The 26962-nt window shown below is 69.0% G+C and carries 23 protein-coding genes; 10 read left to right on the top strand and 13 right to left on the bottom strand.

Translation table 11 applies throughout. The features are described 5' to 3' along the window. Positions 1-426: 426 nt before the first annotated feature. The 3 genes from IE325_RS42615 to IE325_RS42625 all read right to left on the bottom strand — a co-directional run bounded on the left by IE325_RS42615 (position 427) and on the right by IE325_RS42625 (position 6255). Positions 427-2073: a glycoside hydrolase family 27 protein gene (locus IE325_RS42615; protein ID WP_190075587.1), complete on the bottom strand. Its 1647-nt coding sequence runs from the start codon at positions 2071-2073 to the stop codon at positions 427-429. An 84-nt stretch (positions 2074-2157) separates the two neighbouring features. Then, entirely contained in the window at positions 2158-3567 is a 1410-nt protein-coding gene (locus IE325_RS42620) for a non-reducing end alpha-L-arabinofuranosidase family hydrolase (protein WP_190075588.1), read from the bottom strand. Positions 3568-3651: 84 nt separating this feature from the next. Beyond that, positions 3652-6255: a beta-L-arabinofuranosidase domain-containing protein gene (locus IE325_RS42625; RefSeq protein WP_190075589.1), complete on the bottom strand. Its 2604-nt coding sequence runs from the start codon at positions 6253-6255 to the stop codon at positions 3652-3654. A 538-nt stretch (positions 6256-6793) separates the two neighbouring features. On the opposite strand from IE325_RS42625, the gene IE325_RS42630 reads away from it, so the two are divergent. Then, positions 6794-8152 (top strand): glycoside hydrolase family 43 protein, encoded by a 1359-nt coding sequence (locus IE325_RS42630; RefSeq protein WP_190075590.1) that lies wholly within the window; start codon positions 6794-6796, stop codon positions 8150-8152. A 313-nt stretch (positions 8153-8465) separates the two neighbouring features. Here the strand turns inward: IE325_RS42630 and IE325_RS42635 are convergent, their stop codons facing one another. Both IE325_RS42635 and IE325_RS42640 read right to left on the bottom strand, forming a co-directional pair. Beyond that, a complete protein-coding gene (locus IE325_RS42635) occupies positions 8466-8729 on the bottom strand; it encodes a hypothetical protein (protein ID WP_190075591.1) in 264 nt (87 codons plus the stop codon). Continuing rightward, a complete protein-coding gene (locus IE325_RS42640) occupies positions 8726-9055 on the bottom strand; it encodes a hypothetical protein (protein WP_190075592.1) in 330 nt (109 codons plus the stop codon). The genes IE325_RS42635 and IE325_RS42640 overlap by 4 nt, the downstream gene beginning before the upstream one ends. 161 nt (positions 9056-9216) lie before the next feature. On the opposite strand from IE325_RS42640, the gene IE325_RS42645 reads away from it, so the two are divergent. From IE325_RS42645 to IE325_RS42660, 4 genes are all read left to right on the top strand, one after another. After that, a complete protein-coding gene (locus IE325_RS42645) occupies positions 9217-9900 on the top strand; it encodes a hypothetical protein (RefSeq protein ID WP_190075593.1) in 684 nt (227 codons plus the stop codon). 61 nt (positions 9901-9961) lie between these two features. After that, positions 9962-10627: an NUDIX domain-containing protein gene (locus IE325_RS42650; RefSeq protein WP_190075594.1), complete on the top strand. Its 666-nt coding sequence runs from the start codon at positions 9962-9964 to the stop codon at positions 10625-10627. 76 nt (positions 10628-10703) lie between these two features. Then, on the top strand, positions 10704-11690 hold the full coding sequence (locus IE325_RS42655; RefSeq protein WP_190075595.1) for an aldo/keto reductase: 987 nt from the start codon (positions 10704-10706) through the stop codon (positions 11688-11690). Positions 11691-11736: 46 nt separating this feature from the next. Continuing rightward, complete coding sequence (locus tag IE325_RS42660) at positions 11737-12552, top strand: DUF427 domain-containing protein (RefSeq protein ID WP_190075596.1); 816 nt, start codon at positions 11737-11739, stop codon at positions 12550-12552. Here the strand turns inward: IE325_RS42660 and IE325_RS42665 are convergent. The 6 genes from IE325_RS42665 to iolC are packed head-to-tail and all read right to left on the bottom strand — an operon-like array spanning position 12542 to position 19569. Further along, on the bottom strand, positions 12542-13327 hold the full coding sequence (locus IE325_RS42665; protein WP_190075597.1) for a GntR family transcriptional regulator: 786 nt from the start codon (positions 13325-13327) through the stop codon (positions 12542-12544). The genes IE325_RS42660 and IE325_RS42665 overlap by 11 nt on opposite strands. A 23-nt stretch (positions 13328-13350) precedes the next feature. Next, a complete protein-coding gene (locus IE325_RS42670; RefSeq protein ID WP_190075598.1) occupies positions 13351-14844 on the bottom strand; it encodes a CoA-acylating methylmalonate-semialdehyde dehydrogenase in 1494 nt (497 codons plus the stop codon). 30 nt (positions 14845-14874) lie between these two features. Next, the gene (iolD, locus tag IE325_RS42675) at positions 14875-16755 is read right to left on the bottom strand and encodes a 3D-(3,5/4)-trihydroxycyclohexane-1,2-dione acylhydrolase (decyclizing) (RefSeq protein ID WP_190075599.1); all 1881 of its coding nucleotides are present in this window, start codon (positions 16753-16755) and stop codon (positions 14875-14877) included. 8 nt (positions 16756-16763) lie between these two features. Next, the gene (iolB, locus tag IE325_RS42680) at positions 16764-17651 is read right to left on the bottom strand and encodes a 5-deoxy-glucuronate isomerase (RefSeq protein ID WP_190075673.1); all 888 of its coding nucleotides are present in this window, start codon (positions 17649-17651) and stop codon (positions 16764-16766) included. A gap of 45 nt (positions 17652-17696) precedes the next feature. Beyond that, positions 17697-18575 (bottom strand): Cgl0159 family (beta/alpha)8-fold protein, encoded by an 879-nt coding sequence (locus IE325_RS42685; RefSeq protein WP_190075600.1) that lies wholly within the window; start codon positions 18573-18575, stop codon positions 17697-17699. Between the two features lie 34 nt (positions 18576-18609). Then, complete coding sequence (gene iolC / locus IE325_RS42690) at positions 18610-19569, bottom strand: 5-dehydro-2-deoxygluconokinase (RefSeq protein ID WP_190075601.1); 960 nt, start codon at positions 19567-19569, stop codon at positions 18610-18612. A gap of 299 nt (positions 19570-19868) precedes the next feature. Between iolC and IE325_RS42695 the strand changes: the two genes are divergently transcribed. From IE325_RS42695 to IE325_RS42715, 5 genes are read left to right on the top strand one after another with little or no spacing between them, the layout of a single operon-like run. Beyond that, on the top strand, positions 19869-20885 hold the full coding sequence (locus IE325_RS42695) for a sugar ABC transporter substrate-binding protein (RefSeq protein WP_190075602.1): 1017 nt from the start codon (positions 19869-19871) through the stop codon (positions 20883-20885). A 5-nt stretch (positions 20886-20890) separates the two neighbouring features. Then, entirely contained in the window at positions 20891-21964 is a 1074-nt protein-coding gene (locus IE325_RS42700) for an ABC transporter permease (protein ID WP_190075603.1), read from the top strand. A gap of 5 nt (positions 21965-21969) precedes the next feature. After that, positions 21970-22878 (top strand): ATP-binding cassette domain-containing protein, encoded by a 909-nt coding sequence (locus tag IE325_RS42705; RefSeq protein ID WP_190075604.1) that lies wholly within the window; start codon positions 21970-21972, stop codon positions 22876-22878. A gap of 1 nt (position 22879) precedes the next feature. Beyond that, positions 22880-23782 (top strand): sugar phosphate isomerase/epimerase family protein, encoded by a 903-nt coding sequence (locus tag IE325_RS42710; protein WP_190075605.1) that lies wholly within the window; start codon positions 22880-22882, stop codon positions 23780-23782. A gap of 18 nt (positions 23783-23800) precedes the next feature. Then, the gene (locus IE325_RS42715; RefSeq protein WP_190075606.1) at positions 23801-24820 is read left to right on the top strand and encodes a Gfo/Idh/MocA family protein; all 1020 of its coding nucleotides are present in this window, start codon (positions 23801-23803) and stop codon (positions 24818-24820) included. Between the two features lie 78 nt (positions 24821-24898). Here IE325_RS42715 and IE325_RS42720 read toward each other — a convergent pair whose 3' ends face one another. Both IE325_RS42720 and IE325_RS42725 read right to left on the bottom strand, forming a co-directional pair. Continuing rightward, positions 24899-25921: a Gfo/Idh/MocA family protein gene (locus IE325_RS42720; RefSeq protein WP_190075607.1), complete on the bottom strand. Its 1023-nt coding sequence runs from the start codon at positions 25919-25921 to the stop codon at positions 24899-24901. Continuing rightward, positions 25918-26922, bottom strand: a complete 1005-nt coding sequence (locus tag IE325_RS42725) for a Gfo/Idh/MocA family protein (protein ID WP_190075608.1) — start codon at positions 26920-26922, stop codon at positions 25918-25920. The genes IE325_RS42720 and IE325_RS42725 overlap by 4 nt, the downstream gene beginning before the upstream one ends. Between the last annotated feature and the right edge of the window lie 40 nt (positions 26923-26962).

The raw sequence follows: 26962 nt of genomic DNA on the forward strand, positions 1-26962 counted from the left end.
ACGGTCTGTGTTTCTCTCGGCGCCGTTGCCCGGCGGCTTGCCGGCTGCCGAAGCCCCGCTCGACGAGGTTCAGGCTGTTGCGTGTCGGCCAGGGCGGTCACGACGGCCGTACGTAAGCCGCCTCCGGCCCCTTCCTCCGGCGGTCTGTCGTTCGCCGGCGTGGTGCGGGGCAGCCCGCGATCCCGGCGAAGTTCAGATGGACCCGCAGCACGCGCAGCGCGGCGAGAACCTTATACGCGTCGTGCCGGGATTCCAGCGTCCTGGTGTGTCCTTGGGACGGCCGGGTCCCGAAGTCGGCTCAGCCGTGGGTGGCCACCTTGGAAGTCCCGGTTCCGGTGCAGGAGGGGCAGTCCCCGCAGCCTGGTCCGCTGTCGTGGGACTGCCCTCTTCTGGTCGGACCTCTGCCTGTGCGGCAGGGGTGGGGGGTTATGGGAGTGTGGTCCACTTCTGGTTGTTCTGGCCGTTGCAGGTCCACAGGATGGCCGGGGTGCCGTTGGCGGTGCCGGCCTCGTTGGCGTCGAGGCACAGCCCGGCGTGGATGTTGCGGATCGTCCCGTCGGAGCCGACGGTCCACTTCTGGTTGTTCTGGCCGTTGCAGGGCCAGATGACGACCGGCGTGCCGTTGGTGGTGCCCTGGTTGGAGGCGTCCAGGCACTTGTCGCCGTAGACCCGGATCTCGCCGCCCGCCCAGGTGGTCCACAGCTGGTTGGCGGCCGTGTGGCAGTCCCAGATCAGCGTCTTGGTCCCGGCCGCGGTGGAGGCGTTGTCCACGTCCAGGCAGCGGCCGGACCCGGTGCCGCGCAGGCGGGCGGTGGTGGCGGCCAGAGGGCTGCCGCCGGTCACCTTGAACACGGCGACGCCGTGGGCGGGGACGCTCGCCGAGATCTGGCCGGACGTGCTGGACGTGGTGCCGGTCCACAGGTCGGTGAGGGTGAACGAGCCGCCGGACAGGCCGGCTTGCGCGGCCGTGGTGGTGACCGTCGCGGTGCCGCTTCCGCGGTTGAACAGGCCGACCGCGACGGAGCCGTCCGCGAGGGGCTTGGCGAACACCTCGGTGCCGCCGTCGTCGCGCACCCGGCGCCCGCCCGCGCCCAGTGGATCCTGGTTCACGGACAGCAGGCGCGGGTTGCGCAGGATGGCGCTCACGTCGGCGGACATGGTGCGGATGTCGTTGCCGGCCATGAGCGGGGCACTCATGAGAGCCCACAGGGCGAAGTGGGAGCGGGACTCGGTCAGGGACAGGCCGGGACGGCCGACGACCAGCATGTCGGGGTCGTTCCAGTGACCAGGACCCGACTGCGCGGCCAGGGGCGCGGTGACGTCGAGGACGTTGCCGACGCCCATCGGGTAGCTGTTGGTGTTGTTGTTCTGCCAGATGTCCAGCAGGTCCTCGGTCGTCCGCCACAGGTCGGCGACCTCACCCCAGTTGAACTTGTCGCCGGTGATGGCGTGGAAGCTGTTGGGGTTGATGCTGTAGACGATCGGACGGCCGGTGGCGCGCAGGGCGTCACGCATCAGCGTGAAGCGCGCGATCTGCTCGTCGCGGGTGCCGCTGGAGGAGCACCAGTCGTACTTGAGGTAGTCGACACCCCATGAGGCGAACGTGGCGGCGTCCTGGGCCTCGTGGCCCATGCTGCCCGTGGAACCGGGGTAGGTGCCCACGCCCTGCGCGCACGTCTTCTCGCCCGGCGCCTGGTAGATGCCGAACTTCAGGCCCTTGCTGTGGATGTAGTCGCCGAGCGCCTTCATCCCGCTGGGGAACTTGGTCGGGTTGGCCCGAAGATTGCCCGCCGCGTCGCGCTGCGGGTCGAACCAGCAGTCGTCGACGACGACATACCGGTAGCCGGCGTCCTTCATGCCTGAGGACACCATCGCGTCGGCGGCCTCGCGGACCTGCGCCTCGGTGATCCCGCACCCGAAACTGTTCCAGCTGTTCCAGCCCATCGGCGGGGTGAGCGCGGGGCTGCCCGGCGCGGCCTCGGCGGTCGTGCCGGCGGAGGCGGTGACGCAGGCGCTGAGCGTCAGTGCGGTGGCGGTGAGGAGACGCAGCAGTCGTCTGTGTATGGGAACCATGGGGAGCCTTCCTGGCCCGCGAAGCGGGAGCCGCTTCGCGGGCCGTATGGACACGGTCATGAGCTTGTGATCATGTGCGCGCGGTCAGCGCTGCAGGGTGAGCACGCCCGGCCGGTACGGCAGCTTCAGGTAGTCGGTGCCGTCCGAACCGGGGGACCTGCCCTGGTAGAGGAACTGCAGGTTGCAGGGGTCGATGGTCATGGTCTGGTCGGGGTTGTTGCGGACCAGGTCACCGTGGCTGATGTCGTTGGTCCAGGTCTGGTTGCTGTTGGCCTTGCCCGCGAAGGGGCTGCTCTCGGTGCCGGACTGGACGGTCCACGGACCGTTCAGGCCGGGGGCCGTGAACGAGCGGAAGAAGCGCCCGTTCCTGCCCTTCGCCTCAACGATCATGAGGTACTGGTTCTGGCCCTGGACCTTGTAAACCTCCGGGGCCTCGAACAGGTTGTCCTCCGTGTCGCTCATGACCGTCGTGTACGACGAGCCGAAGCTGCTCGGGAAGTTCCCGAGCGGCATGACCGACCTGAAGATGCTGCCCTTGTCATTGGCGAAGAACAGGTACATGTTCTGGTCGTCGGCGATCACGGTCGGGTCGATCGGGCCGCCTACGGGGAGGCTGCCGGTGAACAGCGCCTGCGGCGCGGACCAGCCGTTGGGGTTGGTGGGGTCGCTGGACGTGCGGTAGGTGAAGGGCCAGGCGGTACCCCACCCATTGGAGACCAGCACCCAGATGTTCTTGGGCGCGAAGTAGAACAGTTTGGGCGCCACCGCGCCCTGGCTCATGCCGTTCTGGGGGGCCGAGGCCATGTCGGACCAGTTCGTGAAGGGACTGAACATCATCGAGTGCCAACCCGATTCCGAGGCGTACGTCCCGTAGACCAGGTGCTTGCCGTTGTACGTCACGGTCGTGAAGTCCTTCAGCGAGTACCACCCGTTCGACGGCTGCGCCAGCGGACCGGTCGAGCTCCACCGGTACGTCGACGGAAGAGCACACGTGCCGTTCGGCGGCGCGGACGGGCCGCTCCATTTCTGGTTGCTGCTGCCGGTGCAGTTCCAGAGCTGCACCGCCGTGCCGTTGGCCGTGGCGCCGCCGCTGACGTCCAGGCACAGTCCGGACTCCACGGCGACGATCGTGCCGTCGGCGTTCACCCGCCACTGCTGGTTCGTACCGCCGTTGCAGGACCAGATCACCGGTCGGGTACCGGCCGTGGTGGCGTGGCCCGGAACATCCAGGCATTTGTTGCCGTACACGCTCAGCTGGTTGTTGTCCGTCAGCGTCCACTGCTGGTTGGTCCCGCCATGGCAGTCCCAGATCTGCACGTTCGTGCCGTCGGTCTGGCCGGCGCCCGACACATCGAGACACCGGCCAGAAGCGACACCGCGCACGGCGCCGGTGGTGGCCGCCTGAGCCGGGTTGGCGACGAGCGTCGCCACCGAAGCGACCAGAGCGGCGAGCAGCAGAGACAAATGTCTGCGGCTGAAAGTACGTCTGAGCAAGGGGACCTCATTCCTTGGGTGAGCGGTCGACGCGTCGAGCAGACTGAAGGGTGGAGAGCGACCAAGATCTGGTTCCGCGGCGGCCTAGTTCCGCACGATGCGCCACCGGTTGTCGGCGGTGCCGTCGTCCGAGTCCTGGACTGCGAATGCGCCGACAGCGGTGGAGTTGTTCGCGATGGCGAGCAGCTTGCCGCTGTTCTCGTTGCGGATCTTGTAGGTTCCGTCTCCCTGGTCGAGCAGCACCCAGCGGTGGTCGGCGGTGCCGTTGTCCGACCACTGCAGGACGGTCGCGTCGTCTGCCGCCGACATGTCCAGGACGCCGAGCACCTTGCCGCTGTGGGCGTTGCGGAAGCGGACCGCGTTTCCGTCGGCGATCATTTGCCAGTCGTGGTCGGCGGTGCCCGAGTCGTTCCACTGCAGAGCGCGGCCACCGTCGGCCGTGGACATGTTCTGGATGCCCAGCACGAGACCGCTGCCCACGTTGGCCAGGCGGACGGTGTCGCTTGTGTTCCAGTAGACGGTGTAGTTGTGGCCGTGCGCGTCGTGGAACGGGCCCAGGTTGACGGTGGAGCCGTTGGCGGTGGCGGTGAAGGCGAGCGAACTGCCGCTGGTCCGTGTGATCGAGGACGTGTTCAGTGTCGGGAGGGAACTGAGCGCGGAGTCACCGTAGTTACCGGACAGGACCACCGGGCCGTAGGTGACAGCGGTGACGTTCGGGTTGTCGTTGGCCGCTCGCATGATGACCCGCATGGGCAGGCGGACGGTGACCGTGTCGCCGGAGGTCCAGGAGCGGGTCAGGGTGGCGTAGCTGCCGGGGGCGGTGGTGATGTTCTGCGCGACGCCGTTGACGCTGACGCTCGCCCCGGTGGTCCACCCCGGGATGCGCACGCGCATCGCCCAGGTGCCGCTGACATTGCCGGTGACCTTCAGGGTCGTGGTGTCGCCGACGGGGTACGTCGTGGTCTGGGTGACCGTGATTCCGCGCTCCGACCAGTTGAGCACCGAGGGCACGAACAGGTTCACGATCAGGGTGTTGTCACTGCGGAAGTAGATGGAGTCCATCAGCCTGGTGTGCATCTCCAGGCCCGTGCCCTGGCAGCACCAGAAGGTGCCGTAGTCGGTGCTCCAGGTGCCGCCGCCCACCGCGGGGCCCACACCGCGTCGGCCTCCCGGGTTGAGCGGGGTGAAGTAGGTGACGTGGCCGTGGTTGTCGGCCGGGTTCTGCTGGCCGATCATCTGGTTCAGCCACGCCCGCTCGTAGTAGTCGAACAGCGCGGCCCGGTTCGGGTCCAGCGCGAACAGTTCCCGGGTGAGGGTGAGCATGTTGAAGGTGTTGCAGCTTTCGCACGTGTCCTTGTTCAGGTAGCCGGCGATGGCGTTCGGAGCGCGGAAGTGCTCCGCCTGGCTGTTGCCGCCGATGGCATAGGTGTGCGCGTCGACGGTGAAGTTCCAGGCGTTGGTGGCGATGTCCCGGTAGCGGGTCGTGCCGGTGGCCTTGTACTCCCGGGCGGCCCCGATCCACTTGGGCACCTGCGTGTTGGCGTGCAGTCCGCTGAGCTGGTCCTGGTTGGCCGCCAGGGGGTCGAACACCGCGGCATGGTCGAACCGCCGGGCCACGGTGAGCCACCGTGCGTCGCCCGTCTGCTGATAGAGATCGGTCAGCACGGTGTTCATGCCGCCGAACTCGGTCTGCAGCATGGCCTGCATCTGCTGGCCGCTCAGCCGGCCGGTGCGCAAGTCGACCCATCCCGCCAGGGCGAGCAGCACGTCCCGGGCCTGTGTGCTGCCGATGTGGCGCCATACGTCCAGCAGCCCGGCGAGGGTCTTGTGGATGGTGTAGTACGGCACGCCCCGCGGGGTCCCCTGCTCGAGAGCGGTGAAGTCGGACTCGGGGAGGCCAGAAAGGTACCCGGCGTTGAAACCGGCGGCGCTGTTGTTGGCCTGGCACTTGGCCAACTCCGCAACCATGTGGGTTGCCTTGTCCCGGCAGGTGGTGTCCCCGGTCACCGCGTACAGCTGCGCCCAGGCCGTGAGGAAGTGTCCTTGGACGTGGCTGCGGAAGGGGAAGTCCGGTGCGTCCCAGCCGCCGGTGGCGGCCGCGCCGTTGGTGGACAGCCGGTGGTTGGCGCGGAAGTTGTACAGCAGCCGGTCGACATCGACGAACCGCAGGTAGTTCTGCGTGCGGCTCTGGTTGTCCAGCCACCGGCTCGCGGTGAGCCGGACCTGGCCGAGTTCGAAGGGATGCGCCAAGACCCCGATGTCGGCCCTTGCGGGAGGAACGGCCGCCGCGTGGGCGGCAGATGCCCCGATGAAGGATCCGGTCGCAGAGGCTGCGGCGGTGGCTCCGGCTACTTGCAACAGGCGCCGTCTGCTGAGGGAGGAGGACATCTTGCACCTTTCGACGACGAGAGAGCGATTGCTTGGTCGTTGGTGTGTCGGCTCATATGTCCGGTGGCCGGGTGCGGCGCGTGCGGGTTCCCTTCGGGATCCCCGGCCGGTGCCGCGGTGGACGGTCCATCGCTGGTTGGAGCTGCCGACGTCGCGGTACTGGATCAGCGCGACACCGTCGTCCGCGTTGCCTCCCTTGACGTCGAGCACCTTGCCGTTGTCGCGGTCGACCAGGACGAATTCGCCACCAGTGTGCGGGCGCAGCTGCCACTGCCGGCTCGCCCGGCCGGCGGCGGTCATCTGCCAGAAGTCATCGCATGGAAGGGCGGTCTTCCGACGCGAGACACCGCCTCGTACAGATACCGGGACGGCCAAGGAAGCGCCGTCCACGTGCCAAGCGGTGCCGGCGCCTTCCTCTGTTGGCCGGTGGGCTCACGACCGTGAAGCCAGTTCCTGCCCGAGCGGAGCTGGGGTTGCAGAAGGGCTGGCGCCTGGAAGGCGCGCGGTTCGGGGCATGGGGGGTGAGTTCCTTCCGGAGGCGGGACCGCTCTCGCACCGCGGATGACCGATATTCCGAACGCGGGTCGAATTGCCGGACGGGGTCGGCGCCGAACGTAGAGGGTGCCGCGTATGGAAGTCAACGTGTGCGGCAGTACGGCTTTTTCGTTATCCGGGCGGCGCGAAATGCGCAGGAACGGTACTCGTCGGAAACATTGACGGAACCATGGCGCAAACATATCTTCTGCTCGAAGTTCCGCACACTGGTCGCTATTTCGAACAACTGCGTCCCTCGTCACGGCGATCGGCCAAGCGGACGGGCCGGTTCCTGGAGGAAGAGTTGAACAGAACCGTGAGAACGCTGCTCGCCCTGCTGGGCCCGCTGTTGCTGGTCCTGCTGGGTGGCGCCGTCTTTCAGGGCACCGCCTCCGCCGCCACCCCACCGGCCGGGCAGGCGACGCGGTACACGATGACCGCGTTCACCAACAGCAGTGAGTCGAACCTGTACGTCTACGACTCGCCGGACGCCACCGGCTACACCCTCCGCAAGGGCCCGGCCTACACCCCGCCGTCCGGGCTGATCCGGGACCCCAGCATCTTCAAGCACACCGACGGCTTCTACTACCTCACTTACACCACCAACTGGACCGGGAACACGATCGGTTTCGCCCGGAGCACCGACCGGGTGAACTGGACGTTCCTGTACAACTACACGATCCCGATCAGCGGGCTGACCCGCACCTGGGCACCCGAGTGGTTCATCGACACCGACGGCAGCGTCAACATCATCGTGTCCCTGACATCGGCGAGCACCGCCACCCACTTCACCCCCTACAAGATCACGGCGACCAACTCCGCGCTGACCACCTGGTCGGCGCCCACCCAGCTGTCCGGCATCGGCCCGAACTACATCGACACCTTCATCGTCAAGGTCGGCTCCACCTACCACGCGTTCACCAAGAACGAGACGACGAAGTACATCGAATACGCCACCGCCTCCAGCCTCACCGGCCCCTACACCATGCGGAAGACGGGCAACTGGGCCGGCTTCGGCGACTGGGTCGAAGGCCCGGCCCTGGTCCAGCTCGACAACGGCGGCTGGCGCATCTACTACGACGGCTACCGCGCCGGGAAGTACTGGTACAGCGACAGCTACGACAACTTCGCCACCTGGACCACGCCCACCGAGCTACCCGGGCTCACAGGCTTCGCGCGTCACCTCACCGTGCTGAAGGAGACGGTCCCCGGCGGCGTCACCCTGCCCACCAACACCACCAGGTCGCTACGGTCGGCCAACTACCCCGACCGGTACGCCGTGGTGCGCTCCGACAGCCTCGGCCACATCGACCCGGTGAGCACCTCCAGCGGCACCGCCGTCAAGCAGAGCGCCACCTTCACCGTCGTACCCGGCCTCGCCGACGCCAACTGCTACTCCTTCCGCCACTCCTCCGGCCGCTATCTGCGCCACTGGGACTACCGGATCCGCTTCGACAGCAGCAACGGCACCGACACCTTCAACAAAGACGCCACCTACTGCGCCCGCCCCGGCAGCACATCCGGCTCCATCCGCCTCGAGTCGTACAACTACCCCGGCCGCTACATCCGCCACTACAACTACGCACTGCGCGTGGACCCCCACCAGAACACCGAGACCTTCCTGGCCGACAGCTCCTTCACGGTGGTCAGCCCCTGGACCTGACCTGACCTGTCCGACCCACCCCCTTGCCGGCCACCAACCCGCTTCCGACATCGGGGCGTTGCAGCCACGCAGGTTCTCCCGGGATCTGCATCGGGCACAGGCTGTCCTTGGTCAGCAGCGTCGGCTGACGGTGCGTGTGCCGGAAGCGTCCGAAGCCATGCCACCTCATGATGTCAGGGACTTCCTGGACGGGCTGGATACGTGGACGCTCGGTGTGCTGCTCACACTTCAACACGGGAGTGCGCTCGGCGACGTGGGATTGGGGACCAGTGTTCGGTGCACGTCTGCTTCGCAGCGTCGGCCATGGTGAGGATCAGGGAAAGGAGGGCATGCGCCCCAGGGCCGAAACCACAGGGTGCTGCGCGAGACAGCCCCGCACTTCGCGCTGCTCGACGGGGCCCTCGCCGAGTGCCTCCGGGCCGGTGACAGCCGCGCCGACTACCCGATCTGCGAGCGGTACGGCAAACCCGTCCCGGCCGACGGCGCCGACCAGGGTGCCGGCCGGCCCCGGGCCACCACCGGCCTCACAGGAGAGCGGGCGGCTTGCGGAGGCGTAGCCGGACTCACGTCGGCTCATTCTCCGGGGGCCTGCGTCTCGCGCAGCGCCTCGTCGGCGGTTTTGACCTCGGCGTAGTAATCCCGGTGCACCTTGTAGGTACGGTCCAGCTCGATGCTGTGGTACACCCCGGACGGCGTGCCGAACCAGAAGTCCCGGGGAAGCCGCTGCGCGCCCTTGCGGCTCACGATCAGAATCGCGCGGTCCGTGACCACGAACGTCCACACCCGCGCCGTGATCCATGAACCGGACTGCGCGATGAATCCCGTCTGTATCCGCTCACCGGGCTCAAGATGCGGTGCTGCCCGTTTGGCGATCATTTCGACGCGTCGCTGCTGATGACCCATGCGCTGAAGGCTAGCGGTCGGACGTCGTGAGGGGTCCCGAACCGACGAGGGTGTGACCTGGACATGACTGATATGACTGATAGGCTCCGCTGCCGATCATGGGCATGGTCATGTGGTGAACAGGGGCAGAGCCGGGGGCTCGACGGGGCGAGGGAGGCTCGATGCGAACGATTCCGAGGGTGGCCGTGTATCTGGCCGTCGGGGCTGTGCTCACCGGCTGCTCCGGCGGGGGCGGCACTGCGGAGAAGTCCGCGCGGGAGCTTCTCGACGAGGCCAATGACACGATGAGCGCGCTGCGTTCCGTGACCGTCGACATGAGCAACACCGTCGGCAGCGAGTCGGTGAGGACGAGGCTGAGGACGGATCTGAAGGAGCGCTGTACGGCCAGGACCACCTGGGCCCGGAACGGCAGTCTCGAACAGATCAGGATCGGTGAGACCGATTACGTCCGCCCCGACGAGACCTACCTCGAGAACTGGAGCGGCAGGTCGGTCGCCGACGTGCGGCCCAAGCAGTGGGCGAAGGTTCCCGCCGACGAGGCGCAGCCGGGCGATGGACTGGCCGCGTGCACCTGGCCGTTCGAGTCGTTCGGCAAGGCGACGAAGGGGGCGGCCGGCAGCGTCGGCGGGCGGGAGGCGATCGCTCTGCACGTCACCGACAAGGGGGACAAGGGCGGGGCGTACACCTTCTATGTGGCCACCACGGGCAAGCCGTACCTGCTGAAGACCGTCTACAAGGGTGGCGGGAACGTCACCACCACGTCGTTCAGTGCCTTCGACGAGCCGTTGGACATCCGGCCGCCCGCGGCGGAGCTGGTGGTGGACAAGGCCGACGTCGAGGGCTGAGGACCGAAGGATGGTAGAAGCGGGGCATGACCAACTCGCTCATCCAACCGGCCGGTGTCCGATGACCGCCGGCATCGACACCCCCGACGGCCGTGGCCGCACCGGACTCGACCAGGCGGGCCGGGATCTGACCGGCAACCCGCGGGTCAAGGTGCGGGACGTGAAACTGCTGTCCAGCCACTGGTACGTCGAGCGCGCCACCACCTTCGACTTCCAGCACGCCGACGGCACCTGGAGCACCCAGCAGCGCGAGACACACGACCGCGGCAACGGCGCGACCATGCTCCTCTACGACGCCGAACGTGAAACCGTCCTGCTGACCAGGCAGTTCAGGTTCCCCGTGTACGTCAACGGCCACCCCGACGGCATGCTCATCGAGACCCCGGGCGGGCTGCTCGACGACGATGACGAGCACCCCGAGATCGCCGTGCGGAGGGAGGTGGTGGAGGAGACCGGGCACACCATCGGCGACGTCCAGCACGTCTTCGACATCTACATGAGCCCGGGGTCCGTCACCGAACGCGTCAGCTTCTACGCCGCCGCCTACGGCACCTCCACCCGCACCCACGAGGGCGGCGGGCTCGACGAGGAGGGCGAGGACATCGAGATCCTCGAACTGCCCTTCCGCCGTGCCCTGGAGATGATCCGCACCGGGGAGATCGCCGACGCCAAGACGATCATGCTGCTGCAATGGGCCGCGCTGGAGGGACCTTTCGCCCGCCCTTGACTTGAAGTGCGCTTCAAGATGAAGACTCCCGTTCGTGCCCCGAGAACCGGGCGCACGAACGGGAGGGGACCCACCCATGAAGTACCGCACCATCGGCACCGCCCCGCACACCCGCCGCGAGGTCAGCGTCCTCGCGCTCGGCGCGATGCTCTTCGGCTCGCGCACCGACGAGGAGACCTCCTTCGCCGTGCTCGACCGCTTTGTCGAGGCAGGCGGCACCTTCATCGACACCTCCGACAACTACGCCTTCTGGGAGGACGGCGGCCAGGGCGGACAGAGCGAGGAACTCCTCGGCCGGTGGCGCCGCAGCCGTGGCGTCGGCGACGAGCTCGTCATCGCCACCAAGCTCGGCGCCCGCCCGCTGGCCCCGGGGACGGACTACGTCAACAACCCGGAGGGCCTGTCGGCCAAGGTCATCCGTGAGTCCGCCGAGCGCAGCCGCGACCGGCTTGGTGTGGCGAAGCTCGATCTGCTCTACGCCCACATCGAGGACCGCAAGGTCCCGCTCCAGGAGACCGTCGAGGGGTTCGCGGAGCTGGTCGCCGAGGGCACCGTGGGGCTCCTCGGCGTCAGCAACCACGCGATCTGGCGGGTCGAGCGGGCCCGCGCGCTCGCCGTGGAGGCCGGACTGCCCGGCTACGAGGTGCTGCAGTACGCCCACAGCCATCTGCGGCCCCGCGTCGACGTCCCCGAGGGCCTGTTCCCCGACGGCAGCCTCGGCCACGCCGGCCCGGAGCTGCTGAGCTATCTGCGGGCCGAGCCCGGTCTGACGCTGGTCGCCTACTCACCGCTGCTGAAGGGCGCGTACACCCGCCCGGACGTAGCGCTGCCCGGTGACTTCGACCACCCGGGGACCCCGGCCCGCCTGAAGGTCCTGCGCGAGGTCGCCCAGGAGACCGGCGCCACCCTCAACCAGGTCGTCCTGGCCTGGCAGATCGGCGCCGAACTGCCGATCATCCCCCTGGTCGGGGCGTCGTCCGTTGCCCAGCTGGAGGAGAGCCTGGCTGCCGTGGACCTGGAGCTGACCGCCGACCAGCGGGCCCGGCTCGACGCGGCCCACTGAGCCCTCCCGGAGTACGCTCCGAAGAGGAGCCGAAGGAGAGTGCGCCATGCCTCTGTTCCCCAACGAGCGCAATGTCCGTACGACCCCCGAAGGCCTCCTGTGGGAGCCCAGCGAGCGCTGGGTACGCGGCCTCAAGGGTGATGTCACCGTCGTCGACAGCCGGCACCCCGTCCTGGTCTGGGAACCCGATCTGCCCGTCCCGTGCTACGCGTTCCCGCGTGAGGAGGTCCGCACCGACCTCCTCCGCCCGGCCAAGAACCCGACACCGGGCAAGCACACCGGCTCGCAGATCTTCTACGACCTCGCAATCGACCTCGAAGCCGACGGAGCGCTGGTGGAGAACGCGGCGTGGACCTTCCCCGCCGGCGACCTCGCCGACCACATCGCCTTCGAGTGGTTCTGGCGCTGGGGGACCGGCCTCGACCATTGGTACGAGGAGGAGGAAGAGATCTTCATCCACCCGCGCGACCCGCACAAACGGGTCGACGCCATGCCCAGCAGCCGCCATGTCCAGGTCGAGATCGACGGCACGGTCGTCGCGGACACCCACTGTCCGGTGCTGCTGTTCGAGACCGGACTGCCCACCCGGTACTACATCCCCCGCGAGGACGTACGGCTCGACCTGTTCGAGCCCACCGACCATCGCACCGGGTGCCCGTACAAGGGCACGGCCCAGTACTGGAACTGGCGCGGCGAGGGAGAGGTCCCGCGGAACATCGTCTGGAGCTACGCCGAGCCGCTGGCCGCGGTGGCTCCCGTCCAGGGGCTCGTGGCCTTCTACAACGAGGCGGTCGAGATCACCCTGGACGGCGAGCGCCTGGAGCGGCCCGTCACACCGTTCACCGCGAGCCTCAAGTCCTGACGAGCAGCTGGAAGTCGAACGCGTACCGGGACGCGCGGTAGATGTGCGTCCCGTACTCGACCGGCCGGCCCGTGTCGTCGTACGCCGTGCGCTGCATGGTCAGCAGCGCGGCGCCCTCCTTCTCGTCAAGGCGTCGCGCCTCCTCGGCGGTGGCGCAGCGGGCGCCGATGGTCTGGCGGGCGCTGTGCAGGGTGATGCCGACGGCCCGCATCATCCGGTAGAGGCCGGTGGCCTCCAGCCGGGCGGTGTCGAGGTCGAGCAGGGTCGCCGGCAGGTAGTTGCAGAGGATGGCCACCGGCTGGCCGTGCGTGCAGCGCAGCCGTTCGAGGAGGATGACCTCCGCGTCCTCCGCGATGCCCAGCGCGGCGGCGACGTCGGCGGTCGCCGGGACGCGTTCGTTGCGGACGACCTGCGTGGTCGGGCCCTGTCCGGCAGCCTCCAGGTCGTCGTACAGGCTGCTGAGCTCCAGCGGGCGTTTGACCTGGCTGTGCACCACCTGGGTGCCCACCCCGCGCCGCCGCACCAGCAGCCCCTTGTCGACGAGCGACTGGATGGCCTGCCGGACGGTGGGCCGGGACAGGCCCAGCCGCACCGACAGGTCCACCTCGTTGCCCAGGAGGTTGCCCGGGGCGAGGACCCCGTGCTCGATCGCCGCCTCCAGCTGCTGCGCGAGCTGGTAGTACAGCGGCACGGGACTGCCCCGGTCCAGGGCGAAGTCCACCGCGTCCAGCGCGGAGGCGGACGCGGTGCGTGCCGGGCCGCGGGTCTTCGCCATGGGACGACCTCCCTGTCAGGGTGTCAGGAGTTGCTGGGGAAACCGAGGTTGATGCCACCGTCGGACGGGTCCGGCCAACGCGTGGTGATCACCTTCCCCTGGGTGTAGAAGGCGATGCCGTCGTTGCCGTAGATGTGCAGATCGCCGAAGAGCGAGTCCTTCCAGCCACCGAAGGAGTGGTAGCCGACCGGCACCGGGATCGGCACGTTCACGCCGACCATGCCCGCCTTGACCTCCAGCTGGAAGCGGCGGGCGGCGCCGCCGTCCCGGGTGAAGATCGCGGTGCCGTTGCCCCAACGGGAGTCGTTGATCAGCTTGATGGCCTCGTCGTACGTCTCCGCACGCACCACCGCGAGCACGGGACCGAAGATCTCGTCCCGGTACGCGTCCGCCGTCAGCGGCACCCTGTCGAGGAGGGATACACCCAGGAAGAAGCCGTCCTCGTGGCCGTCCACCGTGTAACCGGTGCCGTCGACCACGACCTCCGCGCCCTGCTCGGCAGCCGAAGAGACATACGACGCCACCTTGTCGCGGTGCTCGCGCGTGATCAGCGGGCCCATCTCGGAGGCCGGGTCGTTGCCGGGGCCGATCTTCAGGTTCTTCGCCCGCTCGGCGATCTTCGCGACCAGGTCGTCGCCCGTGTCACCGACCGCGACCACGACCGACACTGCCATGCAGCGCTCGCCCGCCGAACCGTACGCGGCGTTGATCGCCTGGTCGGCGGCGAAGTCCAGGTCGGCGTCGGGCAGGACCAGCATGTGGTTCTTGGCGCCGCCGAGCGCCTGGACGCGCTTGCCGTGCTCGACCGCCTTGAGCTGGATGTACTTCGCGATCGGCGTCGAGCCGACGAAGGAGACCGCCTCGATGTCCGGGTGCTCCAGAAGCCGGTCCACGGCGACCTTGTCGCCCTGTACGACATTCAGCACGCCCTCCGGCAGCCCCGCCTCGGTGGCCAGCTCGGCGAGCCGGTACGACGCCGACGGGTCCTTCTCGGACGGCTTCAGCACGAAGGTGTTACCGCAGGCGATGGCCAGCGGGAACATCCACATCGGCACCATGGCGGGGAAGTTGAACGGCGTGATGCCGGCGACCACGCCCAGCGGCTGCCGGATCGAGGCCACGTCCACCCGGGTCGACACCTGCGTCGACAGCTCGCCCTTGAGCTGCACGGAGATCCCGCAGGCCAGCTCTACGATCTCCATGCCGCGCGCGACCTCGCCGAGGGCGTCGGAGTGCACCTTGCCGTGCTCGGCGGTGATGAGTTCGGCGATCTCGTCGCGGTGGGCGTCTAGCAGCTCGCGGTACTTGAACAGGATCGCGGTGCGCTTGGCCAGGGACGACTGGCCCCAGCTCTCGAACGCGGCCTTGGCGGAGGCGACGGCGGCGTCCACCTCGTCGACGGTCGCGAAGGCGACCTGCTTCTCCTGGGCGCCGGTGGCCGGGTTGTAGACGGGGCTGAAGCGGCCGGAGGTGCCCTCGACCGGCTTGCCGTCGATCCAGTGGGTGATGGTCTTCATGGTGCGAAAGTGCCTTTCGTAAGGGGGAGTTCAGAGGTGACGGCGGCGGTCGGCGACATGGCTGTCGTACCGTTCGCGGGCCTCGACGGCGGCCTCGCGGTCGGCGACCTCGGCCACGGGCACGTCCCACCAGGCCTCGGGGCCCGGCGAGGTCGGGTTCAGGATGTCCGTCTCGACGTACACACAGGTCGGCCGGTCGGAGGCGCGGGCCTTGGCCAGCGCCGCGCGCAGCTCGCCCACCGTCTTGGCGCGCAGCACGTCCATGCCGAGGCTGGCGGCGTTGGCGGCGAGGTCGACCGGGAGCGGGGCGCCGCTGAAGGTGCCGTCGGCGGCGCGGTAGCGGTAGTCGGTGCCGAAGCGCTCGGCGCCGACCTCGTTCGACAGCCCGCCGATGGAGGCGTAGCCGTGGTTCTGGATCAGGACGATATTGACCGGCAGCCCTTCCTGGACGGCGGTCACGATCTCCGTCGGCATCATCAGATATGTGCCGTCGCCGACCAGCGACCACACGGCGACGTCCGGGGCGGCCTGCTGGATGCCGATCCCGGCCGGGATCTCGTAACCCATGCAGGAGTAGCCGTACTCCAGGTGGTACTGGCGCGGGGAGCGCGACCGCCACAGTTTGTGCAGGTCGCCCGGGAGTGAACCGGCCGCGTTGATCACCACGTCGTCGTCGCCGACGATGGCGTCCAGTGCGCCGAGCACCTGGGTCTGCGTCGGTACAGCGCTCTCGTCGTCGGCACGGTAGGCGGCCTCGACCACCGCCTCCCAACGCTCCTTGCCGGTGCGGTACTCGGCCTCGTAAGCCGCCTCCACACGATGGCCGGAAAGCGCCTCCGTCAATGCCGTGAGCCCGGACCGCGCGTCGCACACCAGCGTCCGCGCGGCCAGCTTGTGCGCGTCGAACCCGGTGATGTTGAGGTTGAGGAAGCGGACGTCCGGCCGCTGGAAGAGGGTGCCGGAGGCCGTGGTGAAGTCGGTGTACCGCGTGCCCACGCCGATCACCAGGTCCGCGGCGCGGGCGATGTCGTCGCTGACCGAGGTGCCGGTGTGGCCGATGCCGCCGAGGTCGGCCGGGTGGTCGTAGCGGAGCGAGCCCTTGCCGGCCTGGGTCGAGGCGACCGGGATGCCGGTGGCGTCGACGAAGGCCTTCAGCGCGTCCTCGGCCTCGCTGTGGTGGACACCGCCGCCCGCGATGATCAGCGGACGCTCGGCAGCGCGGATCGCCTCGACGGCCGTCGCCAGTTCGACCGGGTCGGGCGCGGGGCGCCGTACGTACCAGACGCGGTCGGCGAAGAACTCCTCCGGCCAGTCGTAGGCCTCCGCCTGCACGTCCTGGGGGAGGGCCAGGGTGACCGCGCCGGTCTCGGCCGGGTCGGCGAGGACGCGCATGGCGTTGAGCGCGGACGGGATCAGGGCCTCGGGGCGGGTGATCCGGTCGAAGTACCTCGACACGGGCCGCAGGGTGTCGTTGACCGACACGTCCGCCTCGGTCGGGTGCTCCAGCTGCTGGAGCAGCGGGTCCGGGGCGTGCGAGGCGAAGTAGTCGCCGGGGAGGAGCAGGACCGGCAGACGGTTGATGGTCGCCAGGGCCGCGCCCGTCACCAGGTTCGTCGCGCCCGGGCCGATCGACGTCGTCACGGCCTGCGCGGAGAGGCGGTTGAGCTGGCGGGCGTAGCCGACGGCCGCGTGCACCATGGACTGCTCGTTGCGGCCCTGGTGGTAGGGCATCACGTCCTCGCCCGCCTGGAGGAGGGCCTGCCCGAGGCCGGCCACATTGCCATGGCCGAAAATGCCCCAGGTGCCGGCGATCAGCCGATGCCGTACGCCGTCGCGCTCGGTGTACTGGGCGGACAGGAACCGCACCAGCGCCTGGGCGACGGTCAGGCGAACGCTCGTGGGTTGGCTCATCGGGGACCTCACTGGGACGGAGCGGTGTAGAGGGGCAGTCGGGGGTCGACGGGCTGGTCCGGCCAGGTGCCGCGGATCCAGGCGTGGTCGGGGTGGTCGCAGATCAGCCAGGCGCGCTCGGCCTCGGGACCCGCCATGACGTTGAGGTAGTACATGTGGTGGCCGGGCACCGCCATCGAGGGCCCGTGCCAGCCGTCCGGGATCAACACGACATCGCCGCCGCGCACCTCCGCCAGGACGTCGGTGTTACGGCCCTGTCCGGAGGGGGAGACCCGCTGGTAACCGAGGCCGGGGATGCCCTCGTGGTCGGCGAACTCGAAGTAGTAGATCTCCTCAAGGACCGACTCCTCGCCGGGCCGGTGCTCGTCGTGCTTGTGCGGCGGGAAGGAGGACCAGTTGCCGCCCGGCGTGATGACCTCGACCGCGATGAGCTTGTCGCACTCGAAGACCCCGGCCGCGCCGAAGTTGTTGACCTGACGGCTGCTGTTGCCCGTGCCGCGCAGCTCCACCGGCACCGACGACGCCGGTCCGTAGCGGGCGGGCAGCCGCCGCGAGCAGCGCGCGCCGGTCAGCGCGAACCGGCCGCCGCCGGTGGACGTCACGGTCGCACGGGCGTCCCTCGGCACATAGGCGAAGTCGCTGACCCCGCTGAACACGCCCTCCCGGCCCGTCAGCTGGAAGGTGTCATGGCCGAAATCATCCGTCGCCTCGACCGTGCAGCCGCCGTTCAGCGGCAGCACGATCCACTCGCTGTCACCGGTCTCGAAGGTGTGCGAGCCGCCGGGCGGCAACTCCAGGACCTTCAGGCTGGAGTAGCCCCAGCCGGCCTTCTCGGGCGTGACGTCCACGACGTACGGGCCGCCGAGCGCCTTTCCCGCGGGAAGGTGATACGTCATCGCGTCCTTAAGAGTCACAGTCGTTCCTCCGCGTCACAGTCCGGGTCACAACAGGCCGACGGCCGTGTCCACCGCCGTCTCCACGCTGCCCTCGGCCGGGTAGAGCAGCGAGCGGCCGACGACCATGCCCTGGACGGTGGGGAGCCTGAGCGCCTTGCGCCAGCGCTCGTACGCACCCTCCTGGTCGCCCCCTACTTCGCCGCCCAGCAGGACGACCGGGAGCGTGGACGTCTCAAGAACTTCCACCATGTCGTCGGGGTCATCGGTGACGGGCAGTTTCAGCCAGGTGTAGGCCGAGGTGCCGCCGAGTCCGGACGCGATGGCGATCGACTTGGTGACGGCCTCGGCGGACAGGTCGTTGCGCACCTGGCCGTCGATCCGCCGGGAGAGGAACGGCTCGACGAACAGCGGCAGCCGCAGCGCCGCCATGTCGTCGATGGCACGGGCCGTGGTCTCCAGGGTGGTCAGCGAGCCCGGGTCGTCGTAGTCGATACGGACCAGCAGCTTGCCCGCGTCGAAGCGGAGCCGGGCGATGTCCTCGGCGCGATGGCCGGTGAAGCGGTCGTCCATCTCGAAGGACGCGCCCGCCAGGCCCCCGCGGTTCATGGAGCCCATGACGACCTTGTCGTCGAGGACGCCGAGCAGCAGCAGGTCCTCCAGGATGTCCGCCGTGGCCAGCACTCCGTCGACGCCGGGCCGCGACAGCGCCGTGCAGAGACGTTCCAGCAGATCGGCCCGGTTCGCCATGGCCAGACGCCGGTCGCCGACGCCGAGCGCGCCGCGGGCCGGGTGGTCGGCGGCCACGATCATCAGGCGGCCGCTGTCGCCGATCAGCGGGCGGCGCACCCGGGAGGCGGCGGCCTCCGCGATCGCCTCGGGGTGCCGGGCTCTGACCGCGGTGAGGTCGGGGATGCTGATGCTCAAGGAAAGCTCCGTTCAGGGAAAGCGTGGGCGGCCGTCACGACGCCGGTGCGAGGAGGGCCTCGACCTCGGACTCGGTGGGCATCGCGGAGGAGCAGGCGAGGCGGGAGGCGACGAGCGCGCCGGCGGCGTTGGCGTGGCGCATGATCTTCTCCAGCTCCCAGCCGGACAGCAGGCCGTGGACCAGCGAGCCGCCGAAGGCATCGCCCGCGCCGAGCCCATTGGCGACCTCGACCGGCACCGGCGGCACCTCGGCCTCCGTGCCGTCCCGGTGCACCGCCAGGACGCCCTTGGGGCCCTGCTTGACGACCGCCAGCTCCACACCGGCCGCCAGCAGTGCCTCGGCGCATGCCCGGGGCTCACGGACGCCGGTGGCGACCTCGCACTCGTCGAGATTGCCGACGGCGACCGTGGCGTGCCGCAGCGCCTCGGCGTAGTACGGGCGGGCCTGGTCGGGGTCGCGCCAGAACATGGGGCGCCAGTCGAGGTCGAAGACCGTGGTGCCGGCCTTGTCGCGCGCCTTGAGGGCGGCGAGCGTGGCGGAGCGGCTCGGCTCCTCGCTCAGACCGGTGCCGGTGATCCAGAAGACCCGGGCCGCGCGCACCGCCCAGTAGTCGAGCTCGTCGGAATGTATCTCCAGGTCAGGGGCCTTAGGCTGCCGGTAGAAGTACAGCGGGAAGTCGTCCGGCGGGAAGATCTCGCAGAACGTCACCGGCGTCGGATACGCCGCCACGGGCGTCACCCAGCGGTCGTCGACGCCGAAGTCCTTCAGGGCTTCGTGCAGGTAGGCGCCGAAGGGGTCGTCGCCGGTGCGCGTGATCACGGCGGTGCTGCGGCCGAGCCGGGCGGCGGCCACCGCGACGTTCGCGGCGGAGCCTCCGAGGAACTTGCCGAACGTCTCCACCCGCTCCAGAGGGAGGCCGGACTGCAAGGGGTAGAGGTCGACTCCTATTCTTCCCATCGTGATCAAGTCGAAGGACTCGGCTGACTCGGCCATGCTTGACGCTCCTAGAGCTGGACAGGGGGTGCGGCTCCCCAGGGGCCTGCCGCCTCCCAGGTGTAGGACGTGGAGGCCGATGCTGTCAATACTTTGTACTTACATTCGGACCTGAGTGTGAAATGATGTCTTAACAAAGTATTGACAGCGGACGCATCTAGGGATTGGATCCCGTCCCAGCGAGGCAGCCGTGTTCCACGGCACACGACACGGGCAGTTCAAGGGCCCGGGTCATGGATCCCAGTGATCACACCCTTTCCCCCGTCGCACACCCCGTCGCACAGTGAGGTGCTGGAAAGATGGACCGCTCTTACCCCCGTTCCCGCAAGTTGGCCCCCATGGTGGCCGTAGCAGCAGCGGCAGCGCTGACTCTCGCAGGCTGCTCCAGCAGCTCCGGTGGCAAGGAGGCCGAGGAGGGTGGGGCGAACGCCTCTGCCGGCAAGGCCAACACCCCCCGGATGACCGTCGCGCTGGTGACGCACCAGGCGCCCGGTGACACCTTCTGGGACATCGTCCGCAAGGGCGCCGAAGCGGCCGCCGCCAAGGACAACATCAAGCTGATCTACTCCGCCGACCCGAACGCGGGCAACCAGGCCAACCTGGTGCAGAACGCGATCGACCAGAAGGTCGACGGCATCGCGATCACCCTTGCCAAGCCGGACGCGATGAAGGACGTCGTCAGCAAGGCCACGAAGCAGAACATCCCGGTCGTCGGCCTCAACTCCGGCGTCAGCGAATGGCAGAAGCTCGGCCTGATGGAGTTCTTCGGCCAGGACGAGACGGTGGCCGGCGAGGCGCTCGGCAAGCGCCTGAACGAGTCCGGCGCCAAGAAGGCCGTCTGCGTCATCCAGGAGCAGGGCAACATCGGTCTCACCCAGCGCTGTGACGGAGTGAAGAAGACGTTCGAGGGCACGACCGAGATCCTCAACGTCAACGGCACGGACATGCCGTCCGTGAAGTCCACGATCACCGCCAAGCTCAAGACGGACAGCGACACCGACTACGTCGTCGCCCTCGGCGCCCCGTACGCGCTGACGGCCGCTCAGTCCGTGGACGAGGCGGGCAGCAAGGCGAAGGTCGCCACCTTCGACCTGAACAAGCAACTGACCGGAGCGATCAGCAAGGGCGACATCGAGTTCGCCGTCGACCAGCAGCCCTACCTCCAGGGCTACCTGGCGATCGACTCCCTGTGGCTCTACAAGAACAACGGCAACTACATGGGCGGCGGCGAGGCACCGGTGCTGACCGGTCCGGCCTTCGTCGACAAGACGAACGTCGAGAAGATCGACGCGTTCGCCGCGAAGGGCACTCGGTGACGAACATGACCCAACAGGCTGAGCCGGCGGTGACCACACCGCCGGCCCCCGGCCCTGGCAAGGAAACCGACGGGCGGACCCGGCAGCGCCCCCTGGCACTGCGGCTCCTCGCCCGTCCCGAGGTGGGCGTCTTCCTCGGCGCCGTCGCGGTGCTGGTCTTCTTCCTCATCACGGCGCCACCCGTGCGTGACGGCAGCTCGATGGCCAACATCCTGTACCAGTCGTCGACGATCGGGATCATGGCGCTGCCCGTGGCCCTGCTGATGATCGGCGGCGAGTTCGACCTGTCGGCCGGTGTCGCCGTGATCACCTCGGCGCTGACCGCGAGCATGCTCAGCTACCAACTGACCATGAACGTCTGGGTCGGTGTGATCGTCGCGCTGATCGTGTCGCTGGCGATCGGTCTGTTCAACGGCTGGATGCTGGTCAAGACCGGCCTCCCCAGCTTCCTGGTCACCCTCGGCACCTTCCTGATCCTCCAGGGCGTGAACCTCGCGGTGACCAAGCTGGTCACCGGCAACGTCGCCACGGACGACATCAGCGACATGGACGGCTTCGACCAGGCCAAGGCTCTCTTCGCCTCATCCTTCGAGGTCGGCGGCGTCAACGTGAAGATCACGGTGGTGTGGTGGCTCGTCTTCGCGGCCATCGCGACCTGGGTCCTGCTGCGCACCAAGTACGGCAACTGGATCTTCGCCGTCGGCGGCAACAAGGCCAGCGCCCGCGCCGTCGGTGTCCCGGTGACCTTCACGAAGATCTCGCTGTTCATGCTGGTCGGCTTCGGCGCCTGGTTCGTCGGTATGCACCAGCTGTTCTCGTTCAACACGGTGCAGTCCGGTGAGGGCGTCGGCATCGAGCTGATCTACATCGCCGCGGCCGTCATCGGCGGCTGTCTGCTGACCGGTGGCGCCGGCTCGGCCATCGGCCCGGTCTTCGGCGCGTTCATGTTCGGCTTGGTCCAGCAGGGCATCGTCTACGCCGGCTGGAACCCGGACTGGTTCAAGGCGTTCCTCGGCGTCATGCTCCTCGGCGCCGTCATCATCAATCTGTGGGTCCAGCGCACGGCGACCCGGAGGTGACCCGAATGACCAGCAAAGAAACCGGCACCCACGGCGCCGTCCTGGAGGACAAGGCCCCCGAGAAGGACACCCCGATCGTCGAGCTGCGCAACGCGGGCAAGGCGTACGGCAACATCCGCGCCCTGCACGGCGTGGACCTGAAGGTGTTCCCCAACCAGGTCACCTGCGTCCTGGGCGACAACGGCGCGGGCAAGTCCACCCTCATCAAGATCATCTCCGGGCTGCACCAGCACACCGAGGGCGAGTTCCTCGTCGACGGCCGGCCGGTCCGCTTCTCCACCCCGCGTGAGGCGTTGGACAAGGGCATCGCCACGGTCTACCAGGACCTGGCCGTCGTGCCCCTGATGCCGGTGTGGCGGAACTTCTTCCTCGGCTCGGAGATGACCAAGGGCCCCTGGCCCGTACGCCGTCTCGACATCGAGAAGATGAAGAAGACCGCCGATCACGAATTGCGTGAGATGGGCATCGTCCTGGACGACCTGGAGCAGCCCATCGGGACGCTGTCGGGTGGCCAGCGCCAGTGTGTGGCGATCGCCCGCGCCGTGTACTTCGGCGCCCGTGTCCTGATCCTGGACGAGCCGACCGCCGCGCTCGGCGTCAAGCAGTCGGGTGTGGTGCTGAAGTACATCGCCGCCGCCCGCGACCGCGGCCTGGGCGTCATCTTCATCACCCACAACCCCCACCACGCCTACATGGTCGGCGACCACTTCAGCGTCCTGCGCCTGGGCACCATGGAGCTCAACGCCTCCCGCGACGAGGTCAGCCTCGAAGAGCTCACCAACCACATGGCCGGCGGCACCGAACTCGCCGCACTCAAGCACGAGCTGGCCCAGGTACGCGGCGTCGACGTCGAAGAACTCCCCGAGGAGTCCGACCTCACCGCGACCGTGGCCTCCTCGGAAGGGAAGTCCTGACATGGCACCTGCGCTGGACCGCATCCGGGTCGGCTCGGCCCCCGACTCCTGGGGCGTCTGGTTCCCCGACGACCCCGTACAGGTGCCCTGGGAACGCTTTCTCGACGAGGTCGCCGAGGCCGGCTACGACTGGATCGAGCTGGGCCCGTACGGCTATCTCCCGACCGACCCGGCGCGTCTGACCGACGAGATCAACAAGCGCAACCTCAAGGTCTCGGCCGGCACGATCTTCACCGGCCTGCACCGCGGCCCCTCCGTCTGGGAGTCGACCTGGCAGCACGTCAGCGAGGTCGCCGCGCTCACCCAGGCCATGGGTGCCGAGCACCTCGTCGTCATCCCGTCCTTCTGGCGGGACGACAAGACCGCCGAGATCCTGGAGCCGCCGGAGCTCACCGCCGAGCAGTGGGCCCACCTCACCAAGGGCATGGAGCGGCTCGGGCACGAGGTGAAGGAGACGTTCGGCCTCGACATCGTCGTGCACCCGCACGCCGACACGCACATCGACACCGAGGCCCATGTCGAGCGCTTCCTGGACTCGACCGACTCCGACCTGGTCAACCTCTGCCTGGACACCGGTCACTACGCCTACTGCGGCGGCGACAGCGTCAAGCTGATCGAGACCTACGGCGAGCGCATCGGCTATCTGCATCTCAAGCAGGTGGACCCGGAGATCCTCGCGGACGTGGTCAAGAACGAGATCCCGTTCGGCCCCGCCGTCCAGCGCGGCGTGATGTGCGAACCCCCGGCCGGCGTACCGGCGTTGGGCCCGGTCCTGGAGGCCGCGCAGAAGCTGAACGTGGACCTGTTCGCCATCGTCGAGCAGGACATGTACCCCTGCGAGCCGGACAAGCCCATGCCCATCGCGGTCCGTACCCGCAAGTTCCTGAGGTCCTGCGGCGCCTGACGACCCGAAAGGACAGCCATGACTGAGCGCGCCACACTCGGAGTCGCAGTCATCGGTACCGGAAAGATGGGCGCGGACCATGTGCGCCGCATCCAGGAGGTCACCAGCGGGGCACGGGTGACCGCCGTCGTGGACGTCGACGCGGAGCGCGCCAAGTCGGTCGCGGCCCGTGTCGACGGCTGCACCGCGCACACCGACCCGGCTGCCGCGATGGCGTCGGCCGACGTCGACGCGGTGATCATCGCCTCACCGGGCCCCGCCCACGAGGCGGCCCTCCTCACCGCCTTCGAGCACGACCTGCCGGTGCTGTGCGAGAAGCCGCTCACCCCGGACGCGGAGTCCGCGCTACGGGTCGTGGAGGCCGAACGGAAGCTCGGCAGGCGCCGGGTCCAGGTGGGCTTCATGCGGCGCTACGACGCCGAGTACATGAAGCTCAAGTCCCTGCTGGAGACAGGGCAGTTGGGCCGCCCGCTGATGCTGCACAACCGGCATCGCAACGTGGCCAGCCCACCCGGCTGGACCTCCGAGATGCTCATCAACGACTCCGTCACGCACGAGATGGACGTGACCCGCTGGCTACTCGGCCACGAGATCACGGCCGTCACCGTGCTCGCCCCGACCCCGTCGGGGAACGCCCCGGACGGCATCCGCGACCCGCAGTTCGTGATCTTCGAGACGGACGGCGGCGCCATCGTCGACGTCGAGATCTACGTCAACTGCGGCTTCGGCTACCAGGTCCAGGCCGAGGTCGTCTGCGAACGCGGCACCGCACGCGTCGGCGACGGCCACGCCATGGTCACCAACGCGGCAGGGCGTTGGGGCGGCATCATCACCCAGGACTACATCGAGCGCTTCGCCGACGCCTACGACCGTGAGGTCCAGGCCTGGGTGGACGCCACCCGGCGCGGCGAGGTCACCGGCCCGAGCACCTGGGACGGCTACGCCGTGGCCGCGGTGTGCGAGGCGGGCGTCAAGGCGTTGGAAGAGGGCGGCCGGGTCGAGGTGGAGCTGGTCGAGCGGCCCGCGCTGTATCTCTGACGAACGGACCGCGCCGTACCTCCGACAACGAGAAGGAGGGCCGGGGAGACTCTCCCCGGCCCTCCTTCGTGCCCGGCCTCAGACTGCGAGCGACGTACGCGGTCGCGGCGCGAGCCCCGCCGCCCGGTAGGCCTCGTCGATCAGCGTCATCGTCGCCAGCGCGTCCCCCGCGTCCAGCGGCAGCGGCGCGTCCCGGCGGATGTGCGCGGCGAACGCCTCCAGCTGGTAGGTGTACGACGAGCGGGTGCCGAGCCGCTCCGTGCGCTCACCGTCCGCCGTACGCACCACGACCCGGTCGTCCTGGTGCGGCAGCACGAAGTTCGGCGCGAACGCCTCCCCGCGCGAGCCGACGATGCGGCAGCTCATCTCCAGCGTGTCGTACGCCATGTGGCAGCGCGCCGAAGCGGTCGCCCCGCCCGGGTAGGCAAGCTCGGCGTCCAGCCACTCGTCGACACCGGGCGCGCCCGACCGCTCCCCGCCCCGCGCCGACACCAGCCGTGGCGCGCCGCCCGCCCAGGGCGCGAGCATCCGCACCGCGTGCAGGCTGTAGCAGCCGAGGTCCATCACGGCGCCGCCCGCGAGCGGCAGCGACCAGCGCGGATCGGTGTCACCGGGCGCCGGGATCGCCACCAGCGTCTCCACCCGCTGCAGCTCGCCCAGTTCACCGCTCTCCAGGATCGCGTGCAGGCGCCGGGTGACCGGGTGGAAGAGGTAGTGGAACGCCTCCATGAAGACGGAGCCCGACTTGGTGGCCGCCTGCAACACCTCGGCGGCCTCCTCGGCGTTGCTCGCCGACGGCTTCTCCGTCAGGACGTGCTTGCCGGCCGCGAGCGCGGCGAGGTTCCACGGCCCGTGCAGACCGTTGGCGAGCGGGTTGTAGACGACCTCGACCTCGGGGTCGGCGAGCAGGCCGGCGTAGGAGTCCACCACCCGTTCGACGTCGTGCTCGTCGGCGAACGCCTCGGCGCGGGACCGGTCGCGCGCGGCCACCGCCACGAGGCGGTGACCGGTCGTCCGGGCCGGTCCGACGAGGGAGAGTTCGGTGATGCGTGCCGCGCCCAGCACGCCGATGCGCAGCGGTTCCCGGCCCGAGTCGTTCATCCCTGCCGTACCTCCTCGATCGTGACGGGACGGTGCTCGTGCAGCGACAGTGTGCACGCGTCGGCGATCCAGCCCGCCTCCAGCGCGTCCTCGATCGTGCACGGGGAGGGCCGGGTGCCGGCCACGACCTCGGTGAACGCGGTGAGTTCGGCGCGGTAGGCGGCGGTGAAGCGGTCCATGAAGAAGTCGTGCGGGGTGCCCGCAGGGAAGGTCACGCCGGGCTCGACCGAGCGCAGCGGCAGCTTGTCCTCCAGGCCGACGGCGATGGAGTCCTCGAACCCGTGGATCTCCATCCGGACGTCGTAACCCCGGGCGTTGTGGCGGGAGTTGGACACCACGGCGATCGTGCCGTCGTCCAGGGTGAGGATCGCGCCGGTGGTGTCGGCGTCGCCCGCCTCCTTGATGTAGTCGGCGCCCTTGTTGCCGCCGACCGCGTACACCTCGGTCACCTCACGCCCGGTCACCCAGCGGATGATGTCGAAGTCGTGCACCGAACAGTCCCGGAAGATGCCACCGGAGGCGGCGATGTACGCGGCGGGCGGCGGCGCCGGGTCCAGCGTGGTCGAGCGGACCGTGTGCAGCTTGCCCAGCTCACCGCTCTGCACCGCGGCACGGGCGTTGACGAACCCGGTGTCGAAGCGCCGGTTGTAGCCGATCTGGATCGGCACGTCGCTGCCCTGGACGGCCTTCAGCACCTGGACGCCCTCGGCCATGGTCTTGGCGACGGGCTTCTCGCAGAAGACGGGGATGCCCGCCTCGACGCCGGCCAGGATCAGCGCGGGGTGGGCGTCGGTCGCGGCGGCGACGACGATGCCGTCCACGCCCGCGTTGAGCAGGGCCTCCGGCGAGTCCACGACCTCGGCCCCGAACCGCTCCGCGGCGGCCTTGGCGGCGTCCGCGAACGGGTCGGTGACGACGAGGGAGTCGACCGCGTCGAGTCCGGAGAGGGTCTCGGCGTGGAAGGCGCCGATACGGCCGAGGCCGAGGATTCCGATACGCATGGGTGTTGCTCCTTGAAAGCGGTTTTACGGGGAGGTGGGG

It is taken from the genome of Streptomyces lanatus, from assembly GCF_014655715.1.
Taxonomy (GTDB): domain Bacteria; phylum Actinomycetota; class Actinomycetes; order Streptomycetales; family Streptomycetaceae; genus Streptomyces; species Streptomyces lanatus.